This is a genomic window from Marinobacter sp. F4206 (assembly GCF_019392195.1).
Lineage (GTDB): Bacteria > Pseudomonadota > Gammaproteobacteria > Pseudomonadales > Oleiphilaceae > Marinobacter.
Genome location: NZ_JAHXKI010000002.1, coordinates 859,857 through 875,588 on the forward strand (window position 1 = coordinate 859,857; position 15,732 = coordinate 875,588).

Sequence of the window (15,732 nt, forward strand, 5' to 3'; positions counted from 1 at the left end):
GCATTACGCCCGCCAGGGGCCGGCGCATGCCCCGACTGTTATTGGCGATCATGATTGCCGGCTTCACCGGCACCCTGCTGGAAGTGTTCCTGCACACCACGGGACTCACCGCTACGTTTCCCGATGTCGCCTTCTCAGGCACCATCATGGCCATGCTTCAGCCCGGCGCCATTTACCTGTATACCAAATCGGTCATGTACCGGGATTTCAAGCCAAAGGCCCGGCACCTGTTACACCTTTTGCCGCTCCTCGCGGCGAGCCTGGTGTTCTTGGTCGGCTACTACAGCCTGCCTACAGAAACACAGGCCAGGATGCTGTCGGATAGCCACTACCCCGGTGTAATGAACTCCATCGCGGTGGCCCTCGCCCTGCACGGGATAATGCTCGGTTATCTGGGTGCAACGCTGAGGATGATCTCGCGCTTCGGACTTGAACTCCGCAACATTTTTTCCGATCTGGGCAACAAGGAACTGAGCTGGCTCAGAATCCTGCTCCTGGCCTACACCGCAGCCTGGTCCCTGAGTCTGGTTTACTGCGTGCTCGCCCACGTGATGCGAGTGACAGGCAGCCACGAAGGGCTGACTATTGCCACCACAGTCGTGAGTATTCTGGTTCTGCTCCCCATGTCGGTACTGGCTTTCCGGCAACCCGAGGCCTTTTCCGGAATTCCGAGCCCCGCGCTTTCCGAAGTGAAACCCGTTTCGTTAGAGACTGACGGCCCACCGGTCGAAGAACTTGCAGCACGAATCGAACAGTTGATGGAGCAGCAGCGTCCCTACCTGCACTCCAACCTTACCGTGAGCCGGCTTGCCCACCAGGCAGAGCTGACACCGAGGGACCTATCTCGATTTCTGAACCAGAAAATGGGCATGAACTTTTATGAGTTCGTGAACGGTTACCGCATCGAGCATGCCCGGGTGCGCCTCGCGAATCCCTCAGATAACGCATCCATCACCGACATCCTTTACGAATCCGGCTTCAACTCGAAATCCGTCTTCAACACCCTGTTCAGAAAAACCACCGGCAAGACTCCCTCAGAGTACCGACGCTTGAACCCGAACCGGTCATCGGCGTTCGATGGAAAATCCGAACGTTCGGATTCCTGAATCCGGACGCCGGCAGCCCTCCTTTCAGTCACCGTGGATTTGCAGCTGGCAACATGTGGCGTTTTCCCATGTCGCCCATCAAACCCGGACACGACCGAGAGGTGCATCATGAACACATCCCGTAAAACCAAACGAATCCTCATCCCTGCCCTGATCAGCGGAACACTGCTTTGGAGTTCATTCAGTTTCGCACACTGCGATTCCCTGGACGGGCCGGTTATCGAGGACGCCAGAGAGGCCCTGAATGAGCAATCCCTGAAGCCGGTTCTCAAGTGGGTTGGAACAGAGGATGAAGACCAACTGAAGATCGCCTTCCAGAGCACCATGGAGGTCCGGAGCCTTGATCCAAAGGCCCGTGAACTGGCTGACCAGTTCTTTTTCGAGACACTCGTGCGCCTGCACAGGGCAACTGAAGGAGCACCCTACACCGGATTGCAGCCGGCAGGCAGCGCGTCCGTTGCGGCCAAAGCTGCCGACAAGGCGCTTGCCGACGGTGCTGTTGATGCCCTGGCACAGAAGCTGGGTGACAACGTCACCAAATTTGTCCTGACGCAATTTCACAAGGTCAGGAAAGGCGCTGACGCAGAGACCGTCGCCGAGGGACGCGAATTCGTAGAAAACTACGTTCGTTACGTGCACTCAATCGAAGAAATCCATAACATCATCGCCGATGAACATGTAGGACACTGACACTACTTGCGGGGGGGAGGAACCGTTTACTGCTCCATCGCTGAAGCGTCCATGTCTCCCATATCGTGCATGTCCCCCTGGGGCATCTCGGTATTGATATGTTCCAGGGTGACTTCCCCGTAGGCGAGCACCTGCCCCCCGTACTCCTTACTGAACGCCTCGGCAGCTGCCTCCTCGGCAAAGGACGCCAGGGTCGGACCCATGGCACCGTCGCGCTCCGATCCGACCACGAAGAACGCCTCCCGGGCGTCGATCAGGGCAGTGTCATCCGGGCTTTGCCATTGGGTCTGGGCCATATCGTGAACATACAGGGTGTGGGCGCGATTCACGTTTTCCGGCTGCAGCATCCAGGCAAACATATCGCGGGTCGAGCAGAACTTGCGCACGTGCTGGTCTTTCTCGGTGATGGCCTCGCCTTTCGGACCGGGGAAGCCCTCAATCACCATGCCACACACATGGCATTCGTCACCGGATGCGATGTGCACGGGGTCGGGCCGGGTGTTGGCCTGCTCCTCATTATTGCCGCAGGCAGCAAGCAGGATGGTCGTCAGGATCAGGAATACCCAACGCAGGTATTGGTTGGTGCAAGTCATCAAGGAAACTCCGTTCAGATGCGACGATTTCGAAACAGCAAAAGGGCCCCGGCCAGCGGAACCGCAAACCAGAGTACCAGACCCAGCCAAAGCCCGGCGGCACTGATTGGCAGATCTGCACCAAGGCTGAGAACACCGCTGAGCTGAGCGTTATCGCTGAAGGCCACGATATTCAGCAGGCGATAGATATCGGTCGGATTGAGCATCAACAGCCACGGTAAAAGCTGCGAGCTGAACTGGCCCTCGCTCGCCACAAGGGTACCCAGCAGCGCGAGGTCGAAGATCAGCACAAAGAAAAACCAGATCGCCAGGGCCAGGCCGGCCGCGACTGGCTTCTCGCTGACTCTGACGCTGACCATATAAGCCAAAGCAATGAAGCCCCAGCCCAACAGGACCGTGGAGGCAATAAACCGGAACATGGCAACGGCCAGGCCGGCAATATCAACATCCTCCACCAGGAGTGCAATGGCCACGCCGGCAACGCCAAAGCCGATGAGCGTGGCAAGGGCCAGGGTCAATCCGTGGCCGAGAAATTTTCCGAGCAGCAGCTGGCTGCGACTGAGCGGGTAGGTCATCAACAACAACAGGGTACCGCCCTCCTCTTCACCAACGATGGCATCGTAGGCCAGCAACAGTGCTATCAGCGGGATCAGGAAGATTCCCAGGCTGGCCAGGCTGGCGATGGTGGCGGGCGTCGACGCGTAGCCGACCTGCCCCGAGGCAGCAGCGCCGAACCAGGCGATACCCAGGGCCAGGGTTGCGAACACCAGTGAGATGGCCATTAGCCAGCGGTTTCGCAGACTATCGCTCAGTTCCTTGCGGGCAATGGTCCAGATGCTGTTCATTGGCTGCCTCCACGGTGGGCAAGTCCACCAGAGCCGATGAAGTGCACGTAAATGTCTTCCAGACTCGGCTGGTGGATGCTGATATCAGCCAGCTCCCCGGAAGCCATCAAGGCCTGCAACAGTGGCATTTTATCCCCGGACTGCACGTCCACCGTCAAGCGCCCGCTGTCAGTACTGACCATCAGGCCATTGCTGGACGAGGCCCCGTCAATCACCTGTTCAAGAGCCGAAATACTGTTCACCGGCTCGAGCGACAGGGTGACCGGCATATTGGCCTGCCGCCTGAGGGCCGACAGGTCACCGACAGCCCTCAGGGCGCCCTCGGTGAGGATGGCTGCGCGGTCAATATAAGGCTCAACACCCGGCAGTACATGGGAACAGAGCACAATGCCGGTGCCTTCGTCGCGCAGCTTCCGAAGCAGCCGGTAGAGGTCTGCCGTCGCTACCGGATCAAGACCCACGGTGGGCTCATCAAGCATCAATAACTTTGGCCGCCCCAACAGCGCCTGGGCCAGGCCGAGACGCTGACGCATGCCCTTGGAGTAAGTTTTGGTGCGGGCATCCATGGCGTCGCCGAGTCCGACCCGCGCGAGCAGTTCGGGAACTTGCCCCGGCGACGCCCCTTTCAAACGGGCAAAATGTTTGAGGATCTCCCGCCCCGTAAGTTGCGGGTAGAACATTACATTTTCCGGCAGATACCCGATGTGCTGGGTCACCTCGGGATCGCCCGCCTCCCCGCCAAGAACAGACATCGCTCCCTGAGTGGGCTGCATCAGCCCCAGGATGAGTTTGATGGATGTGGTTTTGCCAGCCCCATTGTGACCAAACAGGCCCAGGATCTCGCCCGGCTCCAGGCGCAGGTCGACACCGTTCAGCACTGGCTTCTTGCCATAACGGAAACTCACATTCTCAAGACGAAAGCAGCTCATCAATGCTCCGGTTGCAGATCAGCGGGGATACGCATAAGGGGGTGGGAATCGGCTACACCTGCAGACTTGACCACGGGAAAGGTATCCTGAACCCAGCGCAGGGTATCCACCGCCGGGCTGAACATCAGAATCTTTGCCTCGGGATATTTCCACAGCAGGCGGTCGACATTGTCGTTGGGCTCGTAAGGCACGTCGCCCAAACCGTCCTGGTCTCGATCCCAACCCAGATAATCACTCCAGTAATTGCCTTCTCCCTTCCTTGACCACTCCTGGGTGCGGGTCGCGACATATTTAACCTGACGTTTATTGTTAAGAAAGGCATTCCCGAACACCTCGTTGTCTTCCGATCCGGCGGTCAGATGAATGCCAATGTTGCTTTCGGCAAACACGTTGCCTTCAAACGTGTTGTACAGGGAGTTATAGATAAACACGGCTTTGCCCTCGGCCCCATCAATCGCAACACCGGCAGTCTGCCCTTGCGACACCCCGGTCACCACGTTCCCGCGCAGTTCGGACTGGGTAATGAAGTTCATCAGGATGCCGTAGTTCTCGTCGTTCTCCGACCGGTTATTGAATACCTTCAGGCGCTTACTCTGCATCAACGCATAGCCGGTGCGGGTGCCTCGGGTGACGTTGTCCTCTAACAAATTATCCATCGAGTACATGTAATGAATGCCGTAACGCAGATCGGCCATCACATTGCCGCGGATGACATTACCATTAGCGGTTTCAATATAAATCGCATCCCGGGTCTGACGGATACGGTTGTCCTCAATCAGCGCCCCGGTGGTGTTGAACAGATGAATCCCGTTACCCCGGTCGTTAGGACGCATACTGGCGTCGCCACGGATCGTGTTGTTGCGAACAATCGCATCCGGTGCTGCATCCAGCCAGACCCCAAACGCCGGGCCTTGCAAACGGTTGCCCTCAACCACCACGCCACGGGACTCCCGAGCCACAAATATGCCAGCATCCAGCTCGTTCAGATCCCGGCCCCAGTTGCGCACCGAACAACCGGACAACGTCACCTCTTCAGCGACAATATCCACGGCATTCCCCTGCCCGCCGCCGTCGATCACCGTATCAGGATGGCAAGACACGGTTACCCCAGGCACCCGAAGAGCGAGGGATGCAACCTGCTCCGGGGGAAGTTGAAAAGTCGTGCCCGGTTCCAGGGCATCTAGTTGCTGTTGCAGGTCCGCATTCGCGGTCAGCGATAACAGAGCGACGCTCAGGGCCACCCCATAACGCAAAAGTTGGCACATCAATGTTTCTCTGAGAGGTGGATTTTCCTCGGGCTTTGCCAGAATTCTGGCAATTCAAGAGGAGGCTGCTTTCCAAAACTGTGCGAAGCCATGGATGGCGAAGCCCAAGCATCACATGGATGTGCCGAAGGAGCGTGTTTTGGAAAGCAGCCTCCTCTTGGATTGCTTCTCCCATGGTGAAGGTAAGGCCGGAACTCCCAAAGGAGCCCCGGCAAAGAGGAGGTCAGGCCTTCTCAACTATCATGCGACCGCGCATTTCCATGTGCAGGGCATGGCAGAACCAGTTGCAGTAGTACCAGTGAACCCCCGGGCGGTCTGCCACGAACGTCACCGACGAAGTCTGCTGCGGGCTGATTTCCATGCTCACGCCGTGGTTCACCATACAGAAGCCGTGCGTGACGTCTTCGATGGTGTCCTGGTTCGACACATACACTGTCACCTCATCGCCTTGTTTCACCTTGAACTCGGTCATACCGTACATGGGAGCAACCGAGGTCATGTACACCCGTACCTTGTTGCCGTCACGGATAACCTTGTTGTCAGCCTCCAGGGTGACACCATCCTGCTTCGCCTGCTCACGGGCCGAGGCAAAGTAAGGATCGTCGCGATCGTAGATCTTCTTCGTCTTGATCTGATCACGGCGCACCAGAATACAGTCGTGGGGCTCGGCAAAGGTTGGACCATCGTGCACCAGCTTCATTTCCTCACCGGAGATATCGATCAGCTGATCATTTTCCGGATGCAGGGGGCCCACCGGCAGGAACCGGTCCTTGGAGAACTTGGACAACACCACCAGCCACTTGCCATCGGCATCACGGGACTCGGTCAGTGAGGCATGGTTGTGGCCGGGCTGGTAATGCACATCAAGCTTCTGGCGGATGTAGTTCACCTTCTCGCCATTATAGTGCTTGATGGCATCGGCGATGTTCCATTTGCAGACCTGGCTGTCGATGAACAGCGTGGTGTACGCATTACCGCGACCATCGTACGTGGTGTGCAGAGGCCCAAGGCCCAGTTCCGGCTCGGCAACAACGACATCACGTTCTTCCTTCAACTTGCCGGCGAACAGGTCATCCAGCTTGTCGATTGCAATTACCGTACAGGTCGGCGACAGCTTGCCATTGGCAATGAAATATTTGCCATCGGGCGACGTATTCAGACCGTGCGGATTCTTCGGGACAGGTATATACCGGGTCAGTTCCGAACCATGGCGACCATCCACCACCGGTACCTTGGAATCGCCCAGGGTCTTGTAGTCGCCATCTTTGACGGCTTTCTCGATCCGTTCGATGTTGAAGACCACTGCCCAGTCGCGATCATTGCGCATGGTGCCGGCGAGATCCAGAGCCTTTTCGGAGTTATAACAGGTCGAGCAGGCATACTTGCCAGTGTAGTCCGCGTCGGTATTGTCGAGGTTACCATCGACGATCACCTGGAAGGCGACCTCCATGGTCTCGGCGTCCACCGCATTGAACATGGTAAAGCTGCTTTCAAGGCTGGTGTCACCGCCATCGTTCGGATGGGGAATCACGTACTCGGCGTTGCAGAACACGTACTTGGTCTTTGGCACCTTCTGCAGGCGCAGGCCATGGATCGCCTGCACATTGGGTATGGTGGTGATCTTGTCACACTTCATGATGTCGAGGCGGATGCGGGCCACCCGGGTATTGGCCTTGTCGTTGATGAACAGGTACTTACCGTCATACCGGCCATCGGTCATGGAAATGTGCGGGTGGTGGGCATCACCGTTCAGATGCGTGTTGTCATGCCCGAGGACATCCTTGCTCTCATTGGTGATACCCCAGCCCGTTGCCGAATCGACATTGAATACCGGAATCCGCATCAATTCCCGCATCGAGGGCACACCCAGAACGCGCACTTCGCCGGAATGGCCGCCGCTCCAGAAGCCGTAATATTCGTCCAGCTCACCCGGGTGCACCACAAAATTGTTGCGGGCGTTCTCGGCGGCTTCGGCAAAGGCCTCCCGGGACATCACTGCAGTACCAAGACCCGTTGCTCCTGCAACCCCTGCAAGAGCGGCGGCCCCCATGAAACGGCGGCGGCTAAGGCCGCTCTCGGTCGTTTCGGAAGCGTCCTTGATCAGCTCATCTCTCTTTTTCATCACATCCAACTCCGTTATTGGTCATGGCGGTTTTGCTTCTCGTTTTTCTGGTTATTTTCCTGCACTGCTTAGGGCACCTGCTTCACCGGAATCTCATCCGGGTGGCCTGGCGCGTTGTGACCACGGCGTTTGCCACGACGTTTGACGATCAGTGGCGGGCACTTGTGGTCGTTGAAATAGGTCACCTGACAGTCGAGGCAGTAATGGCACTCCATGTAATTGATGTGGCCGTCAGGATGGATGGCCTGGACTTCGCATTCGTGGTCACAGAGCCGGCAGGGATTGCCGCACTCCTTCCGGCGTTTCAGCCAGTCGAACACCCGCAATTTGCTCGGCAGTGCGAGGGCGGCGCCCAGCGGGCACAGGTACCGGCAGAAGACCTTGCGAGTGAACAGGTTGACCACCAACAGCACGACGGCATAGCTGACGAAGGGCCAGCTACGATCGAACTTGAGGGTGATGGCAGTTTTGAACGGTTCCACTTCGGCCAGTCGCTCGGCCGCCGCCATGGACTCCAGGGACACCCCGAACAGCACCAGAAGGATGATGTACTTGATCGCCCACAGTCGCTCATGCCAGGCGAAAGGTACGGTGTACTGGGGCACCTTTAGCCTGCGAGCGAGCTCGTTGAGGAGCTCTTGTAGGGCTCCGAACGGGCACAGCCAGCCACAGTAAACGGCGCGCCCCCACAACAATATGATCGCGGCCACCACCGCCCAGAGGATGAACAGCATCGGGTCAATCAAAAAGGTTTCCCAGGTGAAGCCGCTGATCATGCTGTTCACGAAAGTCAGCACGTTGACGATGGACAACTGCCCCAGGGCATACCAGCCGATGAAAAACAGGGTATAGACCAGGAAGCCAAGACGGATCCATCGGAAGATCTCCGGCTTTTGCACCAGCCAATCCTGGAAGAACAGGATGAACAGCAGCACACCGATCCCCAGGCCCAAGACCACAATCTGGAAATCGCGCTGGTACCACACCTGCACCCACATGGGCTGCTCCGCCAGCATTTCCTCTTCGGACAAAACGGGTTCCGGGCGGGTGTAGTACTGGTCTGGTAACTGGTAACTGAGCGGGAAAACCTGAAACTCACTGTCCAGTGGTCCCGTCTGGCGCTTGACGGTTAGCTCGAGGGTCCAGTCCGTGCCCGGGTCGAAGTCGTACTGTTGACGAACGATGAAGATGGCCATTTCACCGAAATCGGGCATGCCGTCAGCGTAGACATCGCTCAGACGGTAATAATCCAGGTCTCGAAAATTGAAGGTGTCACCGAATTGGCGAATCTGGATACGATCAAAAATGCCACCGCGTACATAGCCGGACCCCTTGAAGGAATAGTCTCCCTCAGCCATCACGGCTATGGCATGTTCGTCCTCCTTGAGTTCCGTGGTCAGCCACTGGTACTGGCTCTCGCCCAACAGGTTCCGGCCGATGGTGGGGACATTCAGATAAGCGGCATAGAGATCAATCAGCGGGTCGTCGCGTTCTTCCGGCGCGGCCTTGCCCACCTCCTCGGCGTCCGTGCCCTTGAAGGCATCATCGACCTGACCACGGGGCAGCAGCAGCCGGCGCACAGAACCCTCTCCGGTCAGTTCCTGCCAGCTCTTCGGCTCGAAGGCGCCGGTTTTCAGCTCCGACATGGGCGGCCGGCTGTCACTGGCGCCTTTCACCAGTCCCAGTTCGGCACCAACCTTGTGAGCCGTGCGCATGATCACTTCGTTGATCACCATCACCGTCACCGTCGCGCCGGACAGACCATCCACGGCAACTTTTCGCTCGCTGGAGGTGCCGCCAACGGTTACCCGCTGGTCGGCTTTCAAGCCGATGTACTGGTCGGTAAAATCATGCATCTTGCTCTCGGGAATACCCACCAGCAGGATCGGCTCGTGGTGTTCGATGACCCGGTTCTGGACGATCTTGCCCTTGGTGTCCAGGACCACTACCACATTGATCGGCTTGCCCGAATAGGCCGGTGTCTGGACAAAATCCAGGCTCTGATAGGCGTAGCCCTTGAGCTCATCCCCGGCGTACAGCTCCTGTATCGCCCGGTTGCCGTCACGGGGCGCCAGCTCTGTTACCGAGGGAAACGCTTTCTGGATGACCTGGCGGGCGGCAACCGGTTCATAGCCGGACAACGGCTCTGCCCAGGCGGCTGGCGCCAGGACGCCAGTCGCCCAGGTAATGGCAAGAAGAAGGCGGGTAGCGGTGCGTAACCATGCGTTCACTTCAGTCTCCCGAAGACGGCAACCTGTTTGAAGCCTAGACAAAATTTACAACAATCAAATACCGCTTATGGGATATGCCGCAGCACACGCCGCGAACAGTAGGCCTATTGAAGCGCGACCGCTTCGCCCCGGGTATTCAACGGCAAGTAGTTGGAGATATGCCCCAGACGGATAGACTCCACCATCATGGTGAGGGGCTGCTGGGCTTCGTCGGTGGAAGGCTCCATGCCGCCGCGTCCCGACATGGCCGCGACAAAGACCACATCCCAGGCCTGCCCGGTCGCGCGGGACTCCTCCACAAGCGCCGGGAAATCCGGGGCCTCATCGGGGGACTTATCCACGCAGATGACCGGCGTCAGGGCACCGCCCTCACCGCGCTCGAAAGCCTCTTTTTCCTCGACGGAGGCGTCGTCGGGCAACTCGGCCCGACAGAACACGAAAAGAAACCGCTGGGCATCGGTCTGGCCGCGGCTTGCTTGTACTAAATCTCTGTAGCTACTGATCATCAAACGAGTTCCTGAATAATGTGTGGCAGGGCAGGCTTAGGCCTGCCGGGCTATCAGTTGTGCGTGGTCACGACGCGCAAGGACCTGCTCGCAGACGTCCCGGATTGCCGCCTCGCCGTAACTCTGCCCATAGCGTTTCTTAAAGCCGGATTCATACAGCCGGACGTGCTCATCCGGTGTCACACCCACGTTTTCAAGGCAGCTCAGGGCGCATTGCAGCGGGCAACCGTCAATTACCGTGATCGGGCGACCGGAGCGGGCGGTCTTCACCAGTGCCGGCACCCTGCCGCCGACGCCGGAGATACAGGACATTTCGAACTCGCCGGCGTGGTCCAGCCTGACAGCCACGTTGTTCGCGAGCTGCGCCACGTCCGAGCAGCCGGAACAGGAATAGATAAGTGGACGTTGCTTTCTTGATGTCATACAGCCTCCTTCGAACAGAACCTGCAGGTATCAGGGCACGGGCATACCAGGGGTTTACTGGCTGACCTCGATCAACCGCTGCGGGTCGGAGATGAACAGCTTGCTACGATTCACCCGAATCAGGCCGTTGGCTTTCAGCTCGGCCAGGATCCGGGAGAAGGTCTCCGGTTGCATGGCCAGGCGCGAAGCCACCAGGCACTTGGGCAATGGCAACTCCACTTCGCCGGCCTGGTCGGTACCATTGGGTAGCAGGTCGATCAGATAACGGATGAGCCGGTCACGGGCATTCTGAACCGTCATGATTTCCAGATCGTGGAACCGAGAGACTGCGCGCGCCGCGTAATGGGCGAGTGCCTTCTCAGCGTAATCCGGACGTGCCGTGATGAGTGCCCGGTAGGCCTGGATCGGAATGCTCAGGACCACACTGCGTTTCATTGATTCCGCGTAACAGGCGTACCGGGCCGGGTTGGCGTAGATCATGACCTCGGCGAAACAGTCGCCCGTTTCCAGACTGTCAAGCGTTCGCTCGAAACCGGAATAGTCCAACCGGTACAGCCTTAACCGACCCGACACTACAAAATAGAAATGCTTGGCTTCGGTATCCTGGCGGTAAAGCAGTTCATGTTTCTCCAAGTGGATCTGCCTTGTACGCATGGACAGGTCACGGAAGTCTGCGCTGCTCAGGTCGCTGAAAAGAGGATGACGACGCAGTGCTGAAAATTCCTCCGGGCCGTCGTCAGCGTCAGGGTTCGGAAAGCCGATAACCGGGTCAGTAGTACAACTGGTCACGATGGACAAAGGCATAGTGCGATCCCTCGGTGATGGAGTTGTTTGGTGGAACGATCAAGTAACCGTCGGCCCTGCTGGCCACGGACAGCACGCCCGAACTCTGGGATCCGGCCAGGTCAGCCTTCAGGGCGCCTCCGTCGCTGCTGAGCATCACGCGCAGGTATTCCTGCCTGGGATTGGAGCGGGCACGGGCAAAGCCGGCAGCTACGGGTACCGGCAGGAAAGGCCGGTTTCTGGCGCCCATCAGCTGACGAATGAAGTCCACGGCTAAAACCTCGAATGTCACCAGAGCAGCCATGGGGTTTCCTGGTAATCCCAGAAAGGGAGTCTGGCCAATGTGGCCGAAAGCGAAGGGCTTGCCGGGCTTCATGGCGACCCCCCAAAGATGAAGGTTCCCCAGGGCCTGTACCGATGGCCGCACGTGATCTTCGTCGCCGACCGAGACGCCACCGGTAGTAATGACCAGATCGTGAGATTCGGCGGCGTTGGCGAGGGCGTCGCGAGTCGCCTCAAAGGTATCCGCGACCAGACCGGTCTGGGTAACCTGGCAGCCCAGACGCTCCAGGGCTGCCCGCAGTGAAAATGAATTGATGTCGTAGATTTGCCCGGCGCCCAATCGTTGGCCGGGTGAGACCAATTCGTCACCCGTCGTGACGACCGCCACACGAAGGGCGGCGAACACGTTGACGTCCGAGATGCCCTGGCTTGCCAGCAGGCCGATTTCAGCCGACTGGAGGCGGGTTCCGGCCGCCAGGAGCGGGCTGCCCGCCTGTATGTCCTCGCCAGCGCGCCGGATGTTCTGCCCCAGTGCCGGAACCATCTGGAGCTCGATTCGGCCATCAGCGAGCAGGTTCACCTGCTCTTGCGGGACTACGGTATCGATACCTGCCGGGACGGGGGCTCCGGTAAAGATTCTTACAGCCGTGCCTTTTTCCTGACCGGCAGGAAAAACGCCAGCCGGAACCCGCTGGGCGACCGCAAGAATCCGGTCCGCGGGCAGATCCTGAAGCTTCAACCCATATCCGTCCATAGCGCTGTTGTCATGAGGCGGCACGGTCTCCTCGGCATACAGATCTCGAGCGAGAATGCGCCCCTGGCAATGCGCCAGCGGGATCTGCTCCCGGCCCACCACAATTCGCGCCATGTCACTCAGGGCATGCTGGGCACGGTCGACAGGCATCAGCGACTTTGCCTGTTGGCCGGAGTACGACGGGCGCTCAATATCGCAGATACAATCGAACATCACGCTGCTCCCGAGAGAGATCGAGTGATGCAGGTTCCCTCGGCTTCGGGGATGAGCTGGTCGACGAAATTACAGGGACGGTGCCGGATATCCAGCTGTGGCCCAATGACCTCGTCCCAGGCCAGGGCGCAGGCTCGTGGCGCGCCGGGCATGGCGCAGATAAGAGTGCGATTGGCCAATCCCGCGACGGCGCGGGACTGGATAGTGGATGTTCCAATGCTGGCGAAGGACAGTTGACGAAAAAGTTCGCCGTAGCCCTCAACCGTTTTGTCGAACAGCGGCAGCAGAGCCTCGGGTGTGCTGTCTCGACTGGAGAAGCCGGTGCCGCCCGTTACGAGGATCACCGGCACTTCAGGATCTGCGATCCACGCTGAAACCAAGGCACGGATGGCGTAGATGTCATCTTTTACCAGTTTCCGGTCACACAGGCGGTGCCCGCCATCGCTGAGCCGCTGCTGCAGCGTATCGCCCGACTGGTCGTTGGTCAGTGAACGGGTGTCGGAGACGGTCAGCACCGCAATATCGAGCGGCTGAAAAGGCGCGTCGGCCGAAGCGTGTGACATGCTTAAATCCTCGCGGGAAAAGGGTTTCGACTGACATTAATGTTACCGGCAGAGGGAGCGCAGAGCGCTCCCTCTGAGGGGGTAGTTCGGTGGTTGTAAAGGGGTAGATCGAGAGAAGGTTATTGCATCAACGGTGTGTCGGGCAGATCCAGATCCACTCCGTGCACGCCATATTCAAAGGCCAGAACCTGAAGATATTGGCGGAATGCCCGCCTGGTCACGCTCTCGCTCAGGTACTGCCGGATCTGCGGTTTGACGTGCTCGTAGGGCAACTGTTCGCCATCGATGCGCTGGTCCACACGGACGATGTGCCAGCCGTACCGGGACTCGATCAGTTCCGGGCTGAGGCCTTCCTGCAGGCTGAGCACCGGTCGTTCAAACTCTTCGACGGTCTGGCCCTTGCTGATCTGGCCCAGACTGCCGTCCTGGTGTCGGGACTCGCAGGCAGAGTATTGTTTGGCCAGATCGGCGAAGCGGGAACGGCCATCCAGCAGGGCGGAAAGCAACTGGCGACCGGCTTCTTCCTGCCGGATCCGTTCCTGTACGTCGTCCGGGGCGGCCGCCAGCAGGATGTGGCTGACTGCCATGAGCGTGGGGCTCCGGAAGCGGACAGGGTTCGCCGCGTAGAAGCGTTCGCAGTCCTGCTCAGTCGGATCGGGAACGTTGAGTTCCAGCTCCAGCACCCGGGCAATGCGGTCTTCTTCATCGGCGATGTCATCCAGTTTCAGGCGGCTTGCCTGCTTCAGGAGAAGTTCGCGGAGAACGAGGCTTTTTGCCGCTTCGTGCCAGGCTTCGTCGACTTCTTCGGCCGGGTGGTGCTGCATTTCCCGGGCGATCTCCTCCTCTCCGATCAGGGTGTCACCCACGTAGACCGGCGGGAACTGGTTTCTGGGTTTTTCGGCGTCGCCGACGGGGATGAGTTGCATGGTATTCACCTCTGTCATCTCGGGGCCGATGAACGAGTTCACCAGCCCCGCTGTTTTGCTTTACGCGCGCTTGCGCACCACCTGGTACTTCCGCCCGAAATACTCCACCGGCACACTCAACATGTGTACCAGACGGGTGAACGGGAAGAGCACGAAGATGGTCAGGCCCAGGAAGATGTGGGTCTTGTAGATCCAGTGCACGTCGGCAATGTAGTCCGCCACACCGCCCTGCAGGGTGAAGATACCCTGGGCCCAGGCCGAGAACTTGAGCATGGTTCCGCCATCCAGGTGGCCCAGGGTGGGCAGGATGGTGAGCAGGCCCAGTGCCAGCTGGATAACCAGAATCACGATGATCATGTTGTCGGCAAATGAGCTGCTGGCCTTCACGCGCGGGTCGGTCAGCCGGCGCCAGGCCAACATGCCGCCACCAACAATGGCCATCACACCCGCGATGCCTCCGACTACGATCGCCATCACCTGCTTGGTGCCAGGGGTCATGAACGGCTCGTAGAGCGCGTGCGGGGTCAGCAGGCCAACCAGGTGGCCGAAGAAGATCACCAGCACACCGACATGGAACAGCACGCTGGCCATCACCATGTTTTTCTTGCGCAGCATCTGACTGGAATGGGCTTTCCAGGTGAACTGGCCCTGGTCATAACGGGCCCAGGTCCCGAGCACCAGTACCGCGATGGCGACGTACGGGTAGATTCCAAATAGCAGTGTGTTCAGGTAAGACATTGTCATTTCCTCCTGCGCCCTCAGGCGCGCCCTGCCTGACGGGGTGTGGCATCCGTCATCAGCTGATCACTCAGGTGAATGGTCTGGGTCTGTTCCAGTTCGCGGCGGCGCTGGCCTACAACGCCGCCGGTACTGCAGGAGCTGCCCTGATCGTCGACAAACTTCACCATTTCCTCTTCCCAGACTTTATCCAGGGCCTCCGGGGTGTCGTCGCGCTCTTCCGAGGCCACGATCTGCGCCAGCTCCTGGCGATTGACCTTGCGGCCGGATAGCACCAGCAGGGAATCCATCACCACGTGATAGAAGCTCTCACGCTGGTAAAGACGCTCGGCGAGCAGCCCCAGGATGTGGTGGATATCCTCCAGCCAGTTCCGGATTTCATCCCACGGGCGGGTGGAGAGATATTCCAGGAACAGCGGCAGGTAGTCCGGCAGCTCCCTGGCGTCAATCTCCAGGCCGTTGGCCCGGTATTGCTCCATCAGATCCACCATGGCCTGGCCGCGGTCACGGGATTCCCCGTGCACGTGTTCGAACAGCAGCAGGGACGTTGCCCGGCCCTTGTCGAAGATGCCGACGTAGTTCTCCTGCATGTCCATGAGGTCGCCGGCGCACACGATTTCCACCCCGCGGAGTAGCTGCTCCTTGTTCTGCCGGGGCAGCCGGGTGTCTTCAAGGACCGCGGCTACCAGGGCGTCCTTGGAGGCCTGGAGCTCTTCAGTGGGGTACTCAAGAACCCGTGCCAGTACTTTCAAAAGTTGCATCT

Annotated in this window: 16 protein-coding genes; 2 read left to right on the plus strand and 14 right to left on the minus strand. The window is 58.9% G+C overall.

The window, feature by feature from the left end:
* Window positions 1–26: 26 nt before the first annotated feature.
* Window positions 27–1,106, plus strand: coding sequence for a helix-turn-helix domain-containing protein (locus tag KZO34_RS06390; RefSeq protein ID WP_219474598.1), 1,080 nt, complete (start codon window positions 27–29; stop codon window positions 1,104–1,106).
* Window positions 1,107–1,214: 108 nt separating this feature from the next.
* Window positions 1,215–1,796, plus strand: a complete 582-nt coding sequence (locus tag KZO34_RS06395; protein ID WP_219474601.1) for a DUF6448 family protein — start codon at window positions 1,215–1,217, stop codon at window positions 1,794–1,796.
* Between the two features lie 26 nt (window positions 1,797–1,822).
* Here KZO34_RS06395 and KZO34_RS06400 read toward each other — a convergent pair whose 3' ends face one another.
* From KZO34_RS06400 to narJ, 14 genes are all read right to left on the minus strand, one after another.
* The gene (locus KZO34_RS06400; protein ID WP_219474604.1) at window positions 1,823–2,389 is read right to left on the minus strand and encodes a nitrous oxide reductase accessory protein NosL; all 567 of its coding nucleotides are present in this window, start codon (window positions 2,387–2,389) and stop codon (window positions 1,823–1,825) included.
* Between the two features lie 14 nt (window positions 2,390–2,403).
* Entirely contained in the window at window positions 2,404–3,234 is an 831-nt protein-coding gene (locus tag KZO34_RS06405; protein ID WP_219474609.1) for an ABC transporter permease, read from the minus strand.
* The gene (locus KZO34_RS06410) at window positions 3,231–4,163 is read right to left on the minus strand and encodes an ABC transporter ATP-binding protein (RefSeq protein ID WP_219474611.1); all 933 of its coding nucleotides are present in this window, start codon (window positions 4,161–4,163) and stop codon (window positions 3,231–3,233) included. Before KZO34_RS06410 ends, KZO34_RS06405 begins: the two co-directional genes overlap by 4 nt.
* Window positions 4,163–5,428 (minus strand): nitrous oxide reductase family maturation protein NosD, encoded by a 1,266-nt coding sequence (locus KZO34_RS06415; RefSeq protein ID WP_219474614.1) that lies wholly within the window; start codon window positions 5,426–5,428, stop codon window positions 4,163–4,165. The genes KZO34_RS06410 and KZO34_RS06415 overlap by 1 nt, the downstream gene beginning before the upstream one ends.
* A gap of 223 nt (window positions 5,429–5,651) precedes the next feature.
* Window positions 5,652–7,550 (minus strand): TAT-dependent nitrous-oxide reductase, encoded by a 1,899-nt coding sequence (nosZ, locus tag KZO34_RS06420; protein ID WP_219474617.1) that lies wholly within the window; start codon window positions 7,548–7,550, stop codon window positions 5,652–5,654.
* Between the two features lie 68 nt (window positions 7,551–7,618).
* Window positions 7,619–9,739: a transcriptional regulator NosR gene (gene nosR / locus KZO34_RS06425; RefSeq protein ID WP_219477215.1), complete on the minus strand. Its 2,121-nt coding sequence runs from the start codon at window positions 9,737–9,739 to the stop codon at window positions 7,619–7,621.
* A 146-nt stretch (window positions 9,740–9,885) separates the two neighbouring features.
* On the minus strand, window positions 9,886–10,287 hold the full coding sequence (locus tag KZO34_RS06430; protein WP_219474619.1) for a ribonucleotide reductase subunit alpha: 402 nt from the start codon (window positions 10,285–10,287) through the stop codon (window positions 9,886–9,888).
* Between the two features lie 36 nt (window positions 10,288–10,323).
* Window positions 10,324–10,710: a putative zinc-binding protein gene (locus tag KZO34_RS06435; protein WP_219474623.1), complete on the minus strand. Its 387-nt coding sequence runs from the start codon at window positions 10,708–10,710 to the stop codon at window positions 10,324–10,326.
* Between the two features lie 54 nt (window positions 10,711–10,764).
* Entirely contained in the window at window positions 10,765–11,514 is a 750-nt protein-coding gene (locus KZO34_RS06440) for a Crp/Fnr family transcriptional regulator (protein WP_219474627.1), read from the minus strand.
* Complete coding sequence (locus KZO34_RS06445; protein ID WP_219474630.1) at window positions 11,480–12,742, minus strand: molybdopterin molybdotransferase MoeA; 1,263 nt, start codon at window positions 12,740–12,742, stop codon at window positions 11,480–11,482. Before KZO34_RS06445 ends, KZO34_RS06440 begins: the two co-directional genes overlap by 35 nt.
* Entirely contained in the window at window positions 12,742–13,305 is a 564-nt protein-coding gene (moaB, locus tag KZO34_RS06450) for a molybdenum cofactor biosynthesis protein B (protein ID WP_219474634.1), read from the minus strand. Before moaB ends, KZO34_RS06445 begins: the two co-directional genes overlap by 1 nt.
* A 119-nt stretch (window positions 13,306–13,424) precedes the next feature.
* On the minus strand, window positions 13,425–14,231 hold the full coding sequence (locus tag KZO34_RS06455) for a peptidylprolyl isomerase (RefSeq protein WP_219474639.1): 807 nt from the start codon (window positions 14,229–14,231) through the stop codon (window positions 13,425–13,427).
* A gap of 60 nt (window positions 14,232–14,291) precedes the next feature.
* The gene (gene narI, locus KZO34_RS06460; RefSeq protein ID WP_219474642.1) at window positions 14,292–14,969 is read right to left on the minus strand and encodes a respiratory nitrate reductase subunit gamma; all 678 of its coding nucleotides are present in this window, start codon (window positions 14,967–14,969) and stop codon (window positions 14,292–14,294) included.
* A 20-nt stretch (window positions 14,970–14,989) separates the two neighbouring features.
* Entirely contained in the window at window positions 14,990–15,730 is a 741-nt protein-coding gene (narJ, locus tag KZO34_RS06465; RefSeq protein WP_219474644.1) for a nitrate reductase molybdenum cofactor assembly chaperone, read from the minus strand.
* Window positions 15,731–15,732 lie beyond the last annotated feature (2 nt).